This is a genomic window from Simiduia sp. 21SJ11W-1 (genome assembly GCF_024138675.1).
Lineage (GTDB): Bacteria > Pseudomonadota > Gammaproteobacteria > Pseudomonadales > Cellvibrionaceae > Simiduia.
In genome coordinates, this window is sequence record NZ_CP090959.1 from 35,975 (window position 1) to 52,889 (window position 16,915).

Consider the following 16,915-nt stretch of genomic DNA (forward strand, 5'->3'; position numbering starts at 1 on the left):
GCCGCAATATGCCCGTTATTGGTACTGTTGTCCCATAGTTTAAGTATCCATGGAAGGCAGACGTTGACACTACCTATATCTCAGAGTTTCTAAGCGATATCTGGACATGAAATCTGGGGCGCAGTTTGTGACACGACGTAAATACATCCATGTAGTCTCGACACCCGCCCTTCGGGGCCTGCCTGCAAGCACAGCGTGTAGGCGTTTAAGTGCCCGCAAAGCTTTGCTTTGCCGGCGGGCACTTAAACCCATGCGGGTGACGGTCAAAAACTCCGCCCCATATTCCATGCCTGTAGCTTTGTGGCATAGCAGTGCCCTATGGGGCTTTTACTCGCGCGTTGTTTGCTTGAACGGCAGGTAGTCAGCGGCAGCTTGCAGGTATTGGCGCGTTTGCAGGCTTTCGGTTTCTATAAACGCCTCTACGGCTGCCCGCCCGCCTTCGTGGGCCAGCCAGTGATTGGAATACACGGCCACTGGCGTAAAGCCGCGCTGGATTTTGTGCTCGCCCTGGGCGCCGGAATCAAAGCGCGCAAGCTTGCGCTCAATGGCAAATTCGATGCCCTGGTAGTAGCAGGCCTCAAAGTGCAGGCAGTCGAATTCTTCCAGGCAGCCCCAATAGCGGCCGTAGAGTGTGTGGGCATCAAAAAAATACAGCGCCGCCGCCACGGGTTGGCCGGCCTGCTCTGCAATAACCATCAGTATTTGCTCGCCCAGGCTCTGTGCCAGCTGTTCAAAAAAGCCCAGGTTCAGGTAGCCGGGCTGGCCCGAGCGCTTGAGGTAGGTGGTGTGGTAGCAGTGGTAAAAAAAGCGCCATTGTTCAGCGCTTATATCGCTGCCTGTATGCCGTGTGAGCCTGAGCCCCTGCTCGGCTACGCGGCGTCTTTCGCGCAACAGTGTTTTGCGCTTGCGCGAGGCAAAAGTAGCCACAAAATCGTCGAAATTCTGGTAGTTGTTATTAAACCAATGGTACTGCGGGGTTTCTCGCAGGGCCCAGCGGGGGCTGAGTGCGCGCGCGGCATCGGCGCTTTCCAGTAGCCAGTGAATACCGCTGGCACCCAGTTGCTGGCAGTGTTGCTCCAGCAATGCCTGCAGTTGGGTAAGTTGGGCAGCGTTCAGATTGCCGATCAGCCGAGGCCCGGTGGCCGGGGTAAAGGGCACGCTGCAAAGGAGCTTGGGGTAGTAGTTCAGGCCCGCATTTTGGTAGGCCTGGGCCCAGGCCCAGTCGAATACATACTCACCCCAGGAATGCTGCTTCAGGTACAGGGGGGCTGCCCCAATAAGCGCGCCCGAGGCCCTGATAAGCAGATGGTGCGGTTGCCAGCCGGTGGCGGCACAGACGCAGCCTTGTTGCTCAAGCGCTGCCAGAAAATCGTATTGCAAGAAGGGGTAATCTGCCCCCAAAAGCGCCTGCCAGGCATCCCGATCAACCTGCGAGATGCTGTCGATAAATTCCAGTTCCAGCGATGATTCCTGAGCGGATGCCATGGCCCTGCCTGTTGTGCAGCGGTGAGTGGGCTGGCAAAGGTATCAGGCCAGGCGCTGCTTGGGGAAGTGGCAAATAAAGGCCGAGCCCTGGCCTACCTGGCTTGTAATTTCCAGACGCCCGTCGTGGCGCGAGAGGGCGTGCTTGACGATGGCAAGGCCCAGGCCCGTGCCGCCGGTGGCGCTGTTGCGGCTGTCGTCTACCCGGTAAAAGCGCTCGGTTAGCCTCGGCAGGTGGCGCGGCTCAATGCCCGGGCCGTTGTCGGTTACTGCCACGCGCAGGCCGTAGTGATCAACGGTGGCGTTGATGTGGATGCGCGCGCCTGTCTGGGTGTATTTCACAGCGTTGTTAACCAGATTGCCAAAGGCGCTTTGGAGCTCTTTTTCCACGCCGTGTATTTTAATGTTGTCGTCGCAGCTAAGGCTGATGATTTGTTTGTCGGCCGACAGCGCCGCCGCTTCATCGCGCAGGCGCTCCAAGAGTGGCTTGAGCGCCAACGGTTGATGGCGCTCGAGGTTCACTTCGGTTTCCAGTACCGAGAGCGAGATCAAATCGTTCACCAGCAGGTGCATGCGTGTGCACTGCTGCTGCATTTGGGTAAGCGGTACGTGAAAATTTTCAGGCAGTTGGGCGGCATCGGCAAAGGTTTCCAGGTAGCCCTTGAGTACCGTCAGGGGTGTGCGCAATTCGTGCGAGACGTTGGCCACAAAATCTTTGCGCATTTGCCCGAGCTTGTGCAGGTAGGTGATGTCGCGCGCCACCACCAGTTTTTCATTCTGGCCGTAGCGGGTTACCTGAAATTGCAGGCGGTTGTCTTTGTTGCCGGAGGCGGGAATATCCAGTGGCTCGCGGAAGTCTTGTTTTTCCATGTAGGAGACAAACTTCGGGTTGCGCACATAGTTCACCAGCGGCTGGCCCTGATCGCTTTGCTCAAAGCCGAACATGCGCTCGGCAGCCGGGTTCCACCAGTCGATATTGCCGCGCGAGTCTAGCAGCAGCACGCCATCGGGCAGTGCACCGGTGGTTTCCTGCACGCGGTTTAACACCTGGCGCACCCGCTCGGACTCGCGCTCCTGGCGCTTTTGCAGCCGGTAGATGCTCTCGAAAATGTCAGACCAAATGCCGCTGGCTTCCGGGGGCGGCGTTTTGCGGCGTTGGTTGAGCCAGATGTCGAGCTGGCGAATTTGCCAGAGCATCCAGAACATGTATAACCCGCCGCCCGCCAATAACGTGGGCAGTACGTAGCCGTTAATCAGGCCAAATAGCAGGCACAAGGCCGTAAACAGCGCAACGCGCTTAAGCTCTGCGTTAAATCCTCTGAGCAACCTGTGTTACACCTTTGTTGGGGTGGCGATTATCGAACCGCAACCTTTGTGGAAAATCGGTAGCCGGAGCCTCGCACGGTTTGCACGAAGCGGTCGTGTTCACCCGGCGCCAGCGCTTTGCGCAGGCGCCGGATGTGTACGTCTACGGTGCGCTCGTCGATGTACACATTGCCACCCCAGATGTGATCCAGCAATTGGCCGCGATTGTAAACGCGCTCTTGGTGGGTGAGGAAAAACGTCAGCAGGCGGTATTCCGTGGGGCCCATGTCTACGGGCTCATCGGCAATGGTGACCCGTTGGCTGATTGGATCCAGGCAGAGCTGGTCTACAACAATGGGCTCTTCGGGGGTGTCTGGTTCAATGCGGCGCAACACCGCCTTCAGCCGGGCAATCAGCTCGCGCGGTGAGAAGGGCTTGGTGATGTAATCGTCGGCGCCGGTTTCCAGGCCCTGGATTTTGTTGTCTTCCTCACCCTTGGCGGTGAGCATGATAATGGGCAGCTTGGCGGTCATTTCATCGCGCTTGAGCCTGCGCGCAAGCTCAATGCCGCTGGTGCCGGGTATCATCCAGTCGAGCAGAATGAGGTCGGGCTTTTCGTCGATTACCAGGCTGTGGCCATCTTGTGCGTTGTCGGCTTCCAGGCAGCGGTAGTCGGCCATTTCCAGCGCCACGCGCAGCATGTCGCGGATGGCGGGTTCATCATCAATGATCAGTATGGTCTTCTTGCTCATAACCTTGTCATCTGGCATGGGTGAAGCCGTATTAGATTACGGCGATGTGACAGTTATATGAACATCGCCCACTGATCATAGCTGATGGGGCCTAAAAGCCGGTATCTGCCACAATACCCGCAAAAATCACCGCACCCACCCACTGGTTATTCAAAAAGGCCTGAAAACAGCCTTTGGGGTCGCGCCGGCGGGCCACCCATTGTTGCCAGACAAACAGTGCCGCTGCTCCCACCAGGCCCAGGTAGTAAAACTGGCCAAGTTCAAAGCGCGCGCCTGCCAGTGCCAGGGCAACCAGTGCCAGTATTTGCAGGCCGAAAATGATGCTGAGGTCGCTTTCGCCAAACAAAATGGCGGTGGATTTCACGCCAATGCGCAGGTCGTCTGGCCTATCCACCATGGCGTAGTAGGTATCGTAAGCCACCGTCCACAACACAACGGCTGTGTAAATGAGCCAGATACCCGGTTCAAGGCTGCCGCTGACAGCCGCGAAGGCCATGGGAATGGCCCAGGCAAAGGCCGCGCCCAGCACCACTTGGGGCAGGTAGGTGTGGCGCTTCATGAAGGGGTAGATGGCGGCCAACAGCAAGCCGCCAACAGACAGCGCAATAGTGAGGGTGTTGGTCAGCAGCACCAATGCAAAGGCCAACAGCACCAGCAGGGCAAATGTGATCAGGGCCGCGCGCGGGGTGACCGCGCCGCTCACAATGGGCCGGGCTTTGGTGCGGGCCACGTGGCCATCCACTTTGCGATCGGCGTAATCGTTAATAACGCAGCCGGCGGCGCGCATCAAAATCACACCCAGCACAAATACCGTAAGCTCAAGCTGTGGGGGCAGGCCGTCGGCGGCCAGCCACAGGGCCCATAGGGTGGGCCACAGCAGCAAGAGTGTGCCCACCGGGCGATCAAAGCGCATGAGCGACCAGAGTGCGCCCCACTGGTTGGGTTTTTTCTGGGGGCGGCGCGCGCGGGGCTTGCGCGTACGGTTTGCCTTGCTGGCCTGAGCCATGGGCGTTCCTTACAGGGTTCGGAGGAAGTCGGGCAAAAATACTTCGCTGACCAGCAGCGGTTGCTGGTCAAGATAAAACACAGAGCGCCTGCCCCACAAGGGGGTGTGTGTCTGGGGCGCGGCACTGGCGTGCAGGTAGCCGTGCGCCGGGCGGATTTCCGCCACCTGAATGGGCCCGCGTTGCATGCCCGGATCCTGAAACAAAAGCGCACCCAAAGGCCGGTTATCCAGCTGTTTAAGCGCTTTCAAGCGCCCCTGCAGGCTCGTGACCGGCACCAGGCTTCGGGCATATACCCAAGGGCGCCCTGCGCCTTGCAAAATCACTTCACGCACCAGCATCTTTTGGCGCAGCGGGCTGTTGAGCAGCCGGTATTCACCCACATAGCCCTCGCCCCAGCCCTGGGCAAGCAAATCCACCGCAAAGCGCTGTTGGCTGTGCTCGATGAGCCGGGCAGTGAGCGAGCCTTCATCCAACAGCCAGGGCAGGAGGGGTTTGGGCAACTGCCAACTGACTTGTTGGGCGTCGCGCCAATGGGGCTCGCGCGGGTTTGTGGGGCTCACTGGCAGTTCCTGATAGGGGCTTGTGCGGGGGCGCTATTCTAGGCCAGTGCGCAGGTGGCCGAAAGGGTTGGCCGGTTTTCCGTGATGGTGCGCTGGTTCTGTGGTGGGGAAAGGCGTTAGGATTACGTCGTTACAACCGGATAAGATAATTAACAACAGGAAGGACACGCTATGCACAAGACAGACCTGGTAGCCGCCGTTGCCGAAGCAACTGATCTCCCGAAAGATAAAGCCGATCTGGTGGTTTCTGCCATTCTCGAACAAATTACCAATGCGCTTGCGCGCGATGAAGCCGTAAGCCTGGTGGGCTTTGGCTCCTTTACCCAGCGCGCGCGCGCCGCCCGCACTGGCCGCAGCCCAAAAACCGGCGAAACCATTCAAATTCCGGCCAGCACCTCCGTGGGCTTCAAACCCGGTAAAGCATTGAAGGACGCCGTAAACGGCTAAGCCCTCCCCTTCTTTGATTTATTTTCTTCACTAGCAGGACATTTCTATGAGCCTTACCAGCCGCATTCTTATCGCCATGGGCTTGGGCCTGGTGGTTGGCGCCATGTTTAATCTGGTTGAGTCACAGGGCTGGCTCGCCGGCGTGTACGACAGCTGGTTGGACCGGTTTTTAGTCAATGGCCTGTTCGACCTGGGTGGCCAGGTTTTTGTGGCATTGCTGAAGTTGTTGGTAGTGCCCTTGGTGTTTGTGTCTCTGGTGTGCGGCACCGCCTCGCTGGGTGATAACTCGCGCATGGGCCCCATGGCGGGCAAAACCCTGTTGCTCTACATGGCCACCACCGCCATCGCCATCACCCTTGCGCTGCTGGCGGGTGTGCTGGTGCAGCCGGGCGCGGGTTTTAACCTAACCACCGATGTCGCCTTTGAGGCCGCCCAAGCGCCTTCGCTTAAAGAGGTGTTGCTGGGCATGGTGCCCACCAACCCCATTCAGGCCATGGCTGAAGGCAACATGCTCCAGATCATCGTATTCTCGCTGTTGGTGGGTATTGCGATGTCTAAAACCGGAGAAGCGGGCAAGCGCGTTGCCAGCTTTTTCAACGATTTAAACGACGTTATCTTGCGCATGGTGGTGATTTTGATGAATTTCGCCCCCTATGGCGTTTTTTGTTTGATCGCACGCCTGGCCGCCGACTTAGGGCTCGAGGCCTTCAGTAACCTGTTGTTGTACTTCTTTACCGTGTTGTTTGTGTTGTTCCTGCACGGCCTTGGCACCTATGCGTTGGCGCTTAAAGCGCTCACAGGCCTGAACCCTGTGATGTTTTATCGCAAGATGAAATCGGTGGCGTTGTTTGCCTTCAGCATGAGCTCTTCAAACGCCACTATTCCCGTTACCCTGAAAGCCGTGCGCGATGAGTTGGGCGCCGATAACCGCGTGGCCTCGTTTACCATTCCTATGGGCGCCACCATCAACATGGATGGCACCGCCATCATGCAGGGTGTGGCCACAGCCTTCATTGCCCAGGCCTACAACATGGATATCGGCCTTGGCGGCTACATGATGGTGATACTCACCGCCACCCTCGCCTCTATTGGCACCGCCGGTGTGCCCGGTGTGGGGCTGATTATGTTGTCTATGGTGTTGCAACAGGTGGGGCTGCCCGTTGAAGGCATTGCACTGATTATTGGCGTAGATCGCCTGCTGGATATGACCCGCACGGCGGTGAATGTGTGCGGCGATGCCATGGTGACCCTGGCGGTTGCCAAAAGCGAAGGCATGCTGGATGAAGAGCGCTTCAATGAAGACCCAACCGGGCTTGCCACGGTAAAGAAGCCCGCTTGATCAGCGGGCTAGGCGGCCGGCGCCATTTGCGCGGCTATGTGCTCGAGTTCAGCTGAAGATTCCAGAATGTTGTCGATGGTGGCCTCGGCTTTCACCGGATCCAGGTGCAGATCTTTGTAAACCTGGGCCGGCACTTCCAGTTTCGGGCCACAGGGCAGGCCACGCTGGGCCAGCAGACGGCGCGCCACAAACAGCAGTTTGGCATAGGCTGCGTTATCGCCCTCGCAATCTGGCTCATTTTGGTGGCGCAGCGCGAAGATTACCTCATCTGGCATATTCCAAAGGTCCATCAACCAACCGGCAATATGATCGCGGGTAACGCCCAGCAGGTGTTTTTCCACCTGGGGGTGATCCACATGGGGGTTGGCCTCCAGGGTGCGGCACAATTTGGTGAAATAGGGCGGAAACACCTCAGACATCACCAGATAGCCGAAGTTAAACACCAATCCAGACAAATACGCCATGCCAAAGCCTGGCCGGTGATCGCGGGGAATGGCGGTTACCAGCCCCTCCATGGCTGCTGCCATGTACACAGATTGCTGCCAGTAGCGGGTGATGCCGAACACGCCGTCTTTGGGCATGGAAAGGGTTTTACCCAGCGACAGCCCGAGCGCCAGGTTCAGCACCATATCAAAGCCCAGCACCCGCACTATGGCATCGTGAATGGATTTAATTTTGCCGGGTGCCGAGTAATAAGGTGAGGCCGCCCAGCTCACCACTTGCGCGGCCAGGCTTGGGTCTGTTTCGACAATGTGGGCCAGATCGCTGATGTCGGCATTCGGGTCTACCCGCAGTTGAATAATGCGCTGGGCGGTTTCCGGCAGCGGCGGCAGCTCCAGGGTTTCCTCCAAGCGCTCTTTTACCCTGAGCGCCGTAAAGTGCTTTACCGAATTGGTGATAATGGCTTCATCGTCACCGCGCAAAGGCATTTCCAAGTTACTTAATAAAACCGACACTTCGCCCACTTTGGCGTTTTTTGTAAGCTTTTCGAATTCTTTTTGCGGCAGTTTCAGCATTTGTGCGCTGTTGCCCGGGTCTAGATACAGGGTGGGGTTATCGAGCAGGCGTTGATCCACCACGGTGGTAAGGCCCGCCAGCCCCGGCAGAGCCGGAATAGAGGAAAGCTCATAGCGCTCAAACAATTTGTTAAGTAACTGCGGCCCCATGGCAACCAGATTGCGGCCCAGTAACTTATTCACAGCGCCTAAATCCAGCATGCTGTCGGCGGGAAATACCGCCAGCACCCGCTCCTGGTCATCTTCCAGCAAGGTGGCGCGGGCGGCGGCTTGGCTGCGCAATTGCTGATCGTGCCACTGGGGGGTATCGAGTGGTTCGGTGAGTTGGTATTCAAGCTCAAATTGATCCAGAAACTGGATGATGCTGGCTGAAAGCGACACTGAAACTCCTTAACTACATCGTCGCGCGCCATTTGTTGGCGGGCGCGGTACAGTTCAGTGTAGTTAAGTCATGCCGGGGTGGTGAGATCACATTAGAATATGTGGCGCGTAAAATCAGACTTTGGCATAAACCTCGTTATAACCCAGCCAGCGGCGGGTAAGGTTTGCGGTTTGCTGGGGGTGGTGTGCCAGTAATTCGGCGGCAGCGCTGCGCACTTGGGGGATCAGCTCGGCATCGCGCTGAAGATCGGCAATTTTAAAGTTCATGGCGCCCGTTTGGCGGGTGCCCAGCACTTCACCGGGCCCGCGCAGCTCCAGGTCTTTCTCGGCAATCAAAAAGCCGTCGTTGGTGGCGCGCATGGCCTCAAGCCTGGCTCTGGAGTGCTGCGAAAGCGGTTGCGAATACAACAGCACGCAGTGGCTTTCGGCGCTACCGCGCCCTACCCGCCCGCGCAGCTGGTGCAATTGTGCAAGGCCCAGGCGCTCGGGGTTGTCGATAATCATAAGGCTGGCGTTGGGCACATCTACCCCCACCTCAATGACCGTGGTGGCCACCAAAAGCGGCAGCTCGCCGGCCTTGAACAGCGCCATGACTTCTTCTTTATCTGCAGGCTTCAGGCGCCCGTGTACCAGGCCGATGGCGGTGTCGGGCAGGCACAGGGCCAGCTCTTGCTGGGTGGCCTCGGCCGCTTGGGCGGTTAGGGTTTCAGATTCTTCAATGAGGGTGCACACCCAGTAAACCTGGCGACCCTCGCCAATGGCCACCCGCACCCGCTCGATCACCTGGTCGCGGCGTTCCTGATTGATTACCACGGTGGTCACAGGTTTGCGGCCCGGCGGCAACTCGTCAATAACCGAGACATCCAGATCGGCATAGGCGCTCATGGCCAGGGTGCGCGGGATGGGGGTAGCGGTCATGATGAGCTGGTGCGGGCGCAGCTGGCTGCCGGCCTTTTCCCGCAAACTTAGCCGCTGATGTACGCCAAATCGGTGCTGTTCGTCGATGATTACCAGCCCTAAATCTGCGAATTCCACCTGCTCCTGAAACAGGGCATGGGTGCCTACAATTAACTGGGTCTCGGCATTGGCCAGCGCTGCCAATTGCGCCCGCCGCTCGGCGGCTTTCTGCTTGCCGGCAAGCCAACCAACACTGATGCCCAGAGGCTCAAACCAGCTCTGGAAATTCTGCCGGTGTTGCTCGCTTAAAATTTCTGTGGGGGCCATGAGTGCCACCTGGTAGCCATTGGCGATGGCTTGCAGTGCAGCCATGGCGGCCACCAGGGTTTTGCCCGAGCCCACATCACCCTGCACCAGCCTCAGCATGGGCACAGTTTGGTTGAGATCAAAGGCGATTTCCCGGGCCACCCGCTGCTGGGCCCCGGTAGGGCTAAAGGGCAGCTGGGCCAAAAAGGCCTTTAGCCGCTCGGCATTGGGCGCCAGTAGCGGCGCGCCTTCGGCCTGGATTTGCTGGCGCAGGCCCAACAGGCTCAGGTGGTGGGCCAACAGCTCTTCAAAGGCCAGCCGCTGTTGCGCCGGGTGCGCGCCTTCGGCCAGTTGCTGCAGGTTTGCATCCGCCGGTGGCTGGTGCAGGTAGCGCAGCGCGTCGGCCAGCGGCCACTGGCCATATTCGGCGCGCAGGCTCGCCGGCAGCAGCTCACGCAGGCTTGCAGGCGTTAAAAACCCAAGGGTTTGGGTGAGCAGGCTGCGCATGCGCGGTTGGGTAACCCCTTCGGTGGCGGGGTACACGGGCGTGAGCGATTTCGCCAGTGGCGCGGCCTGCCCGGTTACGGCTTCGTATTCCGGGTGATACAGCTCAAGCCCGGCCGCGCCCCGGCGGGCCTCGCCAAAGCAACGCAGTTGCAGGCCGCGGCCGAGGTTCTGTTTTTGTGCCTGGTTAAAGTGATAAAACCGCAGGGTAATGGTGCCGGTGGCATCTTGCAGGCGCACCACCAGCGAGCGGCGGCGGCCGAAGACGACGTCTGCGGCTTTGATTTCGCCCTCGATCACCGCCGTTGTGCCTGGCTGTAACGCGCCGATGGGGGTAACGCGGGTGCGATCCAGATACCGCAGCGGCAGGTGAAAAAGTAAGTCCTGCAGGTTGTGCAGGCCCAGCTTGGCGAGTTTGTCGGCCAGTGATTTACCAACGCCTTTCAGCGCAGTCACAGGCACCGTATCGAGAGTGGGGCTGGCGGTTTGGTCAGTCATTCCCAACGAGGTGGCACTGGTTAATAGAGGCGCGCAAGGCATCAATGGCCTTGTGGCGTGGGTAGCTGGCGCGCCAGGCCATGGCCACGGTACGGCGCGGTGCTGGCTCGGCAAAAGGCCGGTAGATCAAGAGGTTGTCGGCGTAGCGGGTGGCCTCTACGGCGGAGTAAGGCAAAATGGTAATGCCCAGGCCCGAGGCCACCATGTGGCGCAGGGTTTCCAGCGAGCTGCCTTTGGCAGCGGTGCGAATGTGGCCGGCCTTTGGGTCTGCCGATGGCTGCAGTGCCGGGCAGGCCTCCAGAATCTGATCGCGAAAGCAGTGGCCTTCGCCCAGCAATAGCACGTTGTAGTCGTGCAGTTGCTCGGGGCTGATGGCTGAAAACTCTGCCAGCGGGTGATCTTTCGGCATGAGCACCACAAAGGGTTCGTCATACAGGGTTTGGGTGACGACGTCGGCCTCGGTAAAGGGCAGCGAGACAATAATCACATCCAGCTCGCCCTTGCGCAGGCGCTGGCGCAATGTGGCGGTGTAGCCCTCTTCCACATACAGCGGCATGTGCGGTGCGATGCGCTGCAGCTCGGGAATAAAGTGCGGGAATAAATAAGGGCCAATGGTGAAAATCGCGCCCACGTGCAGCGGGCTTGAAAGCTGGTCTTTGCCGGATTTGGCAATGTCTTTAATGGCGGCGGTTTGCTCTAGGACCAGCTGTGCCTGGTTGACGATTTTTTCCCCCAGTGGCGTGGGCTGAACCCGGGTCTTGGAGCGCTCAAACAGGGCGATACCCAGCTCTTCTTCAAGCTTTTTCACTGCAATGCTGAGGGTTGGCTGGCTCACATAGCAGCGTTCGGCGGCGCGGCCAAAATGTTGCTCTTGTGCGAGCGTCACTATGTAGCGCAGTTCGTTGAGTGTCATGGTTTGAAGCCCGGGGTTTCGCGTATGATTGCGACTTTATATCAGAACCTTGTATCCCGATAGTCCTTTTAAATGGCAAAACGCGCCACTGGCCAGAACCCCGCGGGCTGAGTTGCCCATGTTATCAACCGCATAAACAGGAAATACCATGAAAGCTCCTTCTACCCTGCTGCTTGGTTTCGGTGATATTGCTGAGCGTGTAGCGGCGCTCCTTGACGGCCCCTGGGCAGGTGCAAGGCGCAGCGCCTCTGGCAGGCCAGAGGTTGTGGCGGCAGATGCCACAAAAAGTGAAGACTTACTGCGGCTCTTGGGCAAGGGCTACCAGCGAATACTGGTAACGCTCACCCCGCCCGAGCGCACGGATGCAGGCTACCGGGCAAGCTACGTGGCCGCCGCCCGTGCGTTGACCGAGGCACTGGCAACCCTTGAGCTGCGCCCGCGTATTGTTTGGGTGTCTAGCACCTCGGTGTATGGCCAGAACGCCGGCCAATGGGTGGATGAAACCAGCCCCACAGAGCCTGCGGGGTTTGCCGGCAAGCGGTTGTTGGAGGCGGAGTCTTTGCTGTTGGCCTCAGGTCTGGACGTGGTGATTGCAAGGCTTTCAGGCATTTATGGGCCTGGTCGCGACCGGCTGTTGAGCCAGGTGCGCGCAGGCCAGGTGTCGCGCAATATGCTGGCCTACAGCAACCGCATTCACGCAGACGATGCCGCCTGCGCCCTGCACCACTTGCTGGCGCTCCCAAATCCCGAAACCCACTACATAGTGACAGATGATGCGCCGGTGCTGTTGGCTGAGGTGGTGCGTGGCATGGCCCAGGCACTGGGTGTGCCGGGGCCCGAGCAATCACAAGGTGCGCCGTTTACCGGTAAGCGGCTCTGCAATAACAGGTTGAAGGCCAGCGGGTGGCAGCCGCGCTACCCCGATTGGCGCGCAGGCTACCAGGCAGAGCTCACTGCCCTTAAAGCACCATAACGCCTTCGGCTTCAAACAGTGCGCCCTTGGGCAGCTCGCTGATGCCTACGGCGGCGCGCGCCGGATAGGGTTCCTGGAAGTACTCGGCCATTACTTCGTTAACCACCGGGAAATTGCTGAGGTCGGTGAGGTAGAGGTTGAGTTTCACAATGTCGCCCAGCCCGCCGTTGGCGGCCTCGCACACGGCGCGCAGGTTTTTGAACACCTGGTGGGCCTGGGCGCGGAAATCACCTTCCACCAGCACCATGGTTTCAGGCACCAGCGGAATCTGGCCAGACAGGTAGACGGTGTTATTTACCTTCACGGCTTGCGAATAGGTGCCGATGGCCGCAGGCGCCTGATCGGTACTGATGATGGCTTTGTTGGTCATGGGGTCTACCTCGGAAAAAGCGGCCAGTATAAGGCCACTGACCGGTGGGTCGTCAATGCGGGTGTGAAAGGGAGGAGGCAAAGCGGCTGTTGCTGGTTCGTTCGGTGACCGAACCAGGGCTCTAGCCAGGCATCTCGCGCTAGCCAATATTGAAGCTGTGGCCTAGTTGCGGTGCCGGGCGATGCGTATCACAGAACGCAGGCTTTTCAAACGGCGCATGATATTGGCCAAATGCACGCGGTTGGCAACGCCAAGGGTCAGGTTAATTACGCTGTTGTGGGCGTCGCGCTCGTGCACGTTTATCTGCTCGATATTGGCGTTTTGTTCGGTAATGCGGGTAGCCAGGCCCGCAATAATGCCGCGCCCGGATTCCACCTCAACGCGCACATCCACCGGGAACTCGCCGCGCACATCGGGCGACCAGTTCACCATGGCAATTTTTTCGGGTTTTTCACGCAGCTCTACGATGTTGCGGCAGGTGTCGTGGTGCACCACCAGGCCCTTGCCGGCGCTTATGTGGCCCACAATCGGGTCGCCGGGGATGGGCCGGCAGCAGCGCGCAAAGCTGATCATCATGCCATCGGCCGATTCGATCATCAGTGGCGATTGGGCATCGGCTTTGCGGCTGTCTGATTGCACCAGGTTGGCCACCGCGTGCGGCAGGCGCTTACCCAGGCCAATCTCCTCAAAGAGCGCCTCCATGCTGCTGATACCCGTGTCTTTGAGCAATTGCTTGCGGGTGTCTTTTTCAAGGTTTTGCAGTTCCAGGCCCCGGTCTGCCAGCGAGCGGGTGAGCAGCTTGCGCCCAAGCTCTATGGATTCATGGTGGCGCTGGTGCTTCAGGAAGTGGCGAATCGCCGAACGGGCCTTGCCGGAAGTCACAAAGTTTAACCAGGCCGGATTCGGCTGGGCGCTGGCGGCGGTAATAATGGTGACCTTCTGGCCTGATTGCAGCGGCTGTGAAAGCGGCGCCAGCCGGTCGTTAATGCGGCAGGCCACGCAGGCATTGCCCACATCTGTGTGCACGGCGTAGGCAAAATCCACCGGGGTTGCACCACTGGGGAGCTCAACTATGCGGCCTTTTGGCGTGAACACGTAGACTTCATCGGGGAACAGGTCGATTTTAACGTTTTCGATGAATTCCAGGCTGTCGCCGGCGCGCTGCTGCATTTCCAGCAGGCCCTGCACCCACTGGCGGGCACGCAGGTGGCTGGCGTTGGGGTTGTCGTTGGTTTTGTAGAGCCAGTGGGCGGCAATGCCGCTGTTGGCCATTTCGTCCATTTCCTTGGTGCGGATCTGCACCTCGATGGGTACGCCGTGCATACCCACCAGCACCGTGTGCAGTGACTGGTAGCCGTTGGTTTTGGGAATGGCGATGTAATCTTTGAATTCGGTGATGATGGGCTTGTACAGGTTGTGAATGGCGCCCAGGGTGCGGTAGCAGGTGTCTACCGAGTCTACGATAATGCGGAAGGCGTAGACGTCCATGATTTCTTTGAACGACTTCTTCTTCGAGCGCATCTTGGTGTAAATGCTGTAGAGGTGCTTTTCCCGGCCTATGACCAGCGCGTTGATATGCTCGTCTTCCAAGCGCTTTTGCAAACTTTGGCGAATTTGCTCCACCAGCTCTTTGCGGTTGCCGCGTGCGCTTTGCAGCGCCGCCTTCAAGCGCTTGGCCCGCAGCGGGTGCATGGCCGAGAAACCGCGGTTTTCAAACTCGATGCGCATGTCGTTCATGCCGAGCCGGTGCGCGATGGGCGCGTAAATCTCCAGGGTTTCGCGGGCGATGCGGCGCTTTTTCTCTGGCGGCATTACGCCGAGCGTGCGCATGTTGTGGAGTCGGTCGGCGAGTTTTACCAGTATCACGCGGATATCGCGCGACATGGCGAGCGTCATTTTCTGGAAGTTTTCGGCCTGTTTTTCCGCCTGGGATTCAAATTCGATCTGGGTGAGCTTGCTCACGCCGTCTACCAGGTCTGCCACGGTATCGCCAAACTGCTCGCCAAGGCTTGCTTTGGCAATGCCGGTGTCTTCAATCACGTCGTGCAGCATGGCGGCCATCAGGCTTTGATGGTCCATGTGCATGTTCGACAAAATGGTGGCTACCGCGAGTGGGTGGGTGATGTAGGGATCACCGGAGCGGCGCTTTTGGCCATCGTGCGCCTGCTCTGCGTAGAGGTAGGCGCGCCGGACCAAATTGATGTGTGCAGGTTCTAAATAGGAAGACAGCTGATGCGCGAGTGCGTCGATAGTCTGCAATCTCCCCTCCTACGCGGGCTTACTCTTCGGTCAGAACAGGTGCTTCAATTTCGTATTCTGGCTCATCGCGCTGAGTCAGGATAGAGGCATCTACCAGGCCTTCTTCGATTTCGCGCAGGGCGATCACGGTGGGCTTGTCGTTTTCTTCCGGCACCATGGGCGACTTGCCGCCAACGGCAATTTGACGCGCGCGCTTGCTGCCAACAATAACCAGTTCAAAGCGGTTATCAACATGGTTCAGACAATCTTCAACAGTAATACGTGCCATAGCTAAGTGTTCCGGTAAAAACGTGCGAGAGCAACCGCTTTAAGTCTAGCCCAAGGGGCGCGCGGGTGCCGGTATGAAAAAGGTCGGCCAGTGTACGCAAATCGAACAGTCAGCTCAATAGGTCTGCCAACAATCTGCGGTGGCGCTGGCTCTGGCGCGACTGGGCCAAACGCTGGCTCACCACCAGCGCTTTGAACTCGGCAAGCGCTGCATCGAAATCATCGTTGATGATCAGGTAGTCGGCCTCTACATAGTGGGTCATCTCGTTGATGGCCTCTTTCATGCGCGCGTCAATTACCTCGGCGCTGTCTTGGCCGCGGCCGGTTAGCCGTTGGTGCAGCGCTTCGCGCGAGGGCGGCAGTATAAACAGGCCAATGGTGTCGGGTATTAGCCTGCGCACCTGCGCGGCCCCTTGCCAGTCGATCTCCAAAATCACGTCGGTGCCGGCGGCCAGCTGTTCTTCTACCCAATGCTTGGAGGTGCCGTAGTAGTTGGTAAACACCTGGGCATGTTCCAGAAAGGCCGCCTCGGCGAGCATGGTTTTGAAGGTATCTTGTGAGATGAAGTGGTAGTTGACGCCGTCTACCTCACCCGGGCGCATGGCGCGCGTGGTGTGCGAAACCGACACCCGTATGTCGTTCAGGCTTTCAACCAGCGCTTTAACCAGGCTGGTTTTACCAGCACCGGAGGGCGCTGACACGGTAAAGAGATTGCCGCGTGTATGCATAGTCTGTGTGTTACCTGTGGGCCCTGCGGGGCTACTCAATATTTTGGATTTGTTCGCGCATCTGCTCGATGAGCACTTTCAGTTCTACCGCCGACTGGGTGGTTTCGGTAACTACCGATTTAGACGACAGGGTATTGGCTTCGCGGTTGAGTTCCTGCATCAGGAAATCCAGGCGCCGGCCAATGGGCTCGGATTTTTTGAGCGTTAAGCGCACTTCGTTGATGTGTGCACCCAGGCGATCCAGCTCTTCTTCCACATCGGCTTTTTGGGTGAGCATGACGATTTCTTGCTCAATGCGGTCTTGGTCGAGCTGGCCTGTGAGTTCATCCAGGCGGCTTTGCAGTTTGTCGCGCTGGGCCTGCAAGATGCTGGGCATTAACGCCCGCACCTGGGCCACCTGCTCACCGATGGCGCAGAGGCGTTGTTCAATAAATGCCGCAAGCTCGGCGCCTTCGCGGGCGCGGTTTTCGGAGAGCTGTGCAAGGCCCTGCTTGAAGCAATCCACAATGCATTGGGTGAGGGTGTCTGTGTCTACAGAATCTTCCACCACCACGCCCGGCCAGCGCAAAAGCTCCAGCGGATTGACGGGTGCCAGGTTGGCATCGGTGCGCTTAAGGTGCGTCACGGCATTGAGCACCTGCTCCAGCCTGCGTTGATCAAGGCCCAGCTCGCGCTCTTCGGCCCGGCCTATGTGCAGTTGCAAGGTGGCTTCAACCTTGCCGCGGCTAAGGGCCTTGCGCAGCGCATCGCGCAGCGCCGGTTCACATTGGCGCTGGGTTTCCGGCAGGCGGAAATGGGGTTCAAGGTAGCGGTGGTTGACGCTGCGGATTTCCCAGCTCAGGTTGCCCCAATCGAAGCTGGCCTCAACCCGGCCAAAGCCTGTCATACTGCGCGGCATGGTGACGTCCCGT

Annotated in this window: 16 protein-coding genes; 3 read left to right on the forward strand and 13 right to left on the reverse strand. The window is 58.7% G+C overall.

Going from position 1 to position 16,915, the window contains the following annotated elements; genetic code table 11:
- Positions 1-327 precede the first annotated feature (327 nt).
- The 5 genes from L1F30_RS00200 to L1F30_RS00220 all read right to left on the reverse strand — a co-directional run bounded on the left by L1F30_RS00200 (position 328) and on the right by L1F30_RS00220 (position 5,106).
- Positions 328-1,485 (reverse strand): GNAT family N-acetyltransferase, encoded by a 1,158-nt coding sequence (locus L1F30_RS00200; protein ID WP_253358178.1) that lies wholly within the window; start codon positions 1,483-1,485, stop codon positions 328-330.
- Positions 1,486-1,527: 42 nt separating this feature from the next.
- The gene (gene phoR, locus L1F30_RS00205; protein WP_253358179.1) at positions 1,528-2,808 is read right to left on the reverse strand and encodes a phosphate regulon sensor histidine kinase PhoR; all 1,281 of its coding nucleotides are present in this window, start codon (positions 2,806-2,808) and stop codon (positions 1,528-1,530) included.
- A 29-nt stretch (positions 2,809-2,837) separates the two neighbouring features.
- The gene (phoB, locus tag L1F30_RS00210) at positions 2,838-3,539 is read right to left on the reverse strand and encodes a phosphate regulon transcriptional regulator PhoB (RefSeq protein ID WP_253361864.1); all 702 of its coding nucleotides are present in this window, start codon (positions 3,537-3,539) and stop codon (positions 2,838-2,840) included.
- 91 nt (positions 3,540-3,630) lie between these two features.
- Positions 3,631-4,545, reverse strand: a complete 915-nt coding sequence (ubiA, locus tag L1F30_RS00215; RefSeq protein WP_371922641.1) for a 4-hydroxybenzoate octaprenyltransferase — start codon at positions 4,543-4,545, stop codon at positions 3,631-3,633.
- Between the two features lie 9 nt (positions 4,546-4,554).
- On the reverse strand, positions 4,555-5,106 hold the full coding sequence (locus L1F30_RS00220; protein ID WP_253358180.1) for a chorismate lyase: 552 nt from the start codon (positions 5,104-5,106) through the stop codon (positions 4,555-4,557).
- 171 nt (positions 5,107-5,277) lie between these two features.
- On the opposite strand from L1F30_RS00220, the gene L1F30_RS00225 reads away from it, so the two are divergent.
- Positions 5,278-5,553, forward strand: coding sequence for an HU family DNA-binding protein (locus L1F30_RS00225; RefSeq protein WP_253358181.1), 276 nt, complete (start codon positions 5,278-5,280; stop codon positions 5,551-5,553).
- A 46-nt stretch (positions 5,554-5,599) separates the two neighbouring features.
- Positions 5,600-6,892 (forward strand): dicarboxylate/amino acid:cation symporter, encoded by a 1,293-nt coding sequence (locus L1F30_RS00230; protein WP_253358182.1) that lies wholly within the window; start codon positions 5,600-5,602, stop codon positions 6,890-6,892.
- An 8-nt stretch (positions 6,893-6,900) separates the two neighbouring features.
- Here the strand turns inward: L1F30_RS00230 and L1F30_RS00235 are convergent, their stop codons facing one another.
- The 3 genes from L1F30_RS00235 to L1F30_RS00245 all read right to left on the reverse strand — a co-directional run bounded on the left by L1F30_RS00235 (position 6,901) and on the right by L1F30_RS00245 (position 11,407).
- Positions 6,901-8,289, reverse strand: coding sequence for an HDOD domain-containing protein (locus L1F30_RS00235; protein WP_253358183.1), 1,389 nt, complete (start codon positions 8,287-8,289; stop codon positions 6,901-6,903).
- 114 nt (positions 8,290-8,403) lie between these two features.
- Positions 8,404-10,494, reverse strand: coding sequence for an ATP-dependent DNA helicase RecG (recG, locus tag L1F30_RS00240; protein ID WP_253358184.1), 2,091 nt, complete (start codon positions 10,492-10,494; stop codon positions 8,404-8,406).
- On the reverse strand, positions 10,487-11,407 hold the full coding sequence (locus tag L1F30_RS00245; protein ID WP_253358185.1) for a hydrogen peroxide-inducible genes activator: 921 nt from the start codon (positions 11,405-11,407) through the stop codon (positions 10,487-10,489). Before L1F30_RS00245 ends, recG begins: the two co-directional genes overlap by 8 nt.
- A 148-nt stretch (positions 11,408-11,555) precedes the next feature.
- On the opposite strand from L1F30_RS00245, the gene L1F30_RS00250 reads away from it, so the two are divergent.
- Positions 11,556-12,380 (forward strand): NAD-dependent epimerase/dehydratase family protein, encoded by an 825-nt coding sequence (locus L1F30_RS00250; protein ID WP_253358186.1) that lies wholly within the window; start codon positions 11,556-11,558, stop codon positions 12,378-12,380.
- On the opposite strand, the gene L1F30_RS00255 is transcribed toward L1F30_RS00250, so the two are convergent.
- The 5 genes from L1F30_RS00255 to L1F30_RS00275 all read right to left on the reverse strand — a co-directional run bounded on the left by L1F30_RS00255 (position 12,367) and on the right by L1F30_RS00275 (position 16,902).
- On the reverse strand, positions 12,367-12,750 hold the full coding sequence (locus tag L1F30_RS00255) for a RidA family protein (RefSeq protein ID WP_253361867.1): 384 nt from the start codon (positions 12,748-12,750) through the stop codon (positions 12,367-12,369). The genes L1F30_RS00250 and L1F30_RS00255 overlap by 14 nt on opposite strands.
- Positions 12,751-12,912: 162 nt before the next feature.
- Entirely contained in the window at positions 12,913-15,009 is a 2,097-nt protein-coding gene (gene spoT, locus L1F30_RS00260; protein ID WP_253358187.1) for a bifunctional GTP diphosphokinase/guanosine-3',5'-bis pyrophosphate 3'-pyrophosphohydrolase, read from the reverse strand.
- Positions 15,010-15,028: 19 nt separating this feature from the next.
- Positions 15,029-15,277 (reverse strand): DNA-directed RNA polymerase subunit omega, encoded by a 249-nt coding sequence (gene rpoZ, locus L1F30_RS00265; protein WP_253358188.1) that lies wholly within the window; start codon positions 15,275-15,277, stop codon positions 15,029-15,031.
- A 109-nt stretch (positions 15,278-15,386) separates the two neighbouring features.
- Positions 15,387-16,004, reverse strand: coding sequence for a guanylate kinase (gene gmk, locus L1F30_RS00270; RefSeq protein WP_253358189.1), 618 nt, complete (start codon positions 16,002-16,004; stop codon positions 15,387-15,389).
- Between the two features lie 31 nt (positions 16,005-16,035).
- On the reverse strand, positions 16,036-16,902 hold the full coding sequence (locus L1F30_RS00275; protein ID WP_253358190.1) for a YicC/YloC family endoribonuclease: 867 nt from the start codon (positions 16,900-16,902) through the stop codon (positions 16,036-16,038).
- Positions 16,903-16,915 lie beyond the last annotated feature (13 nt).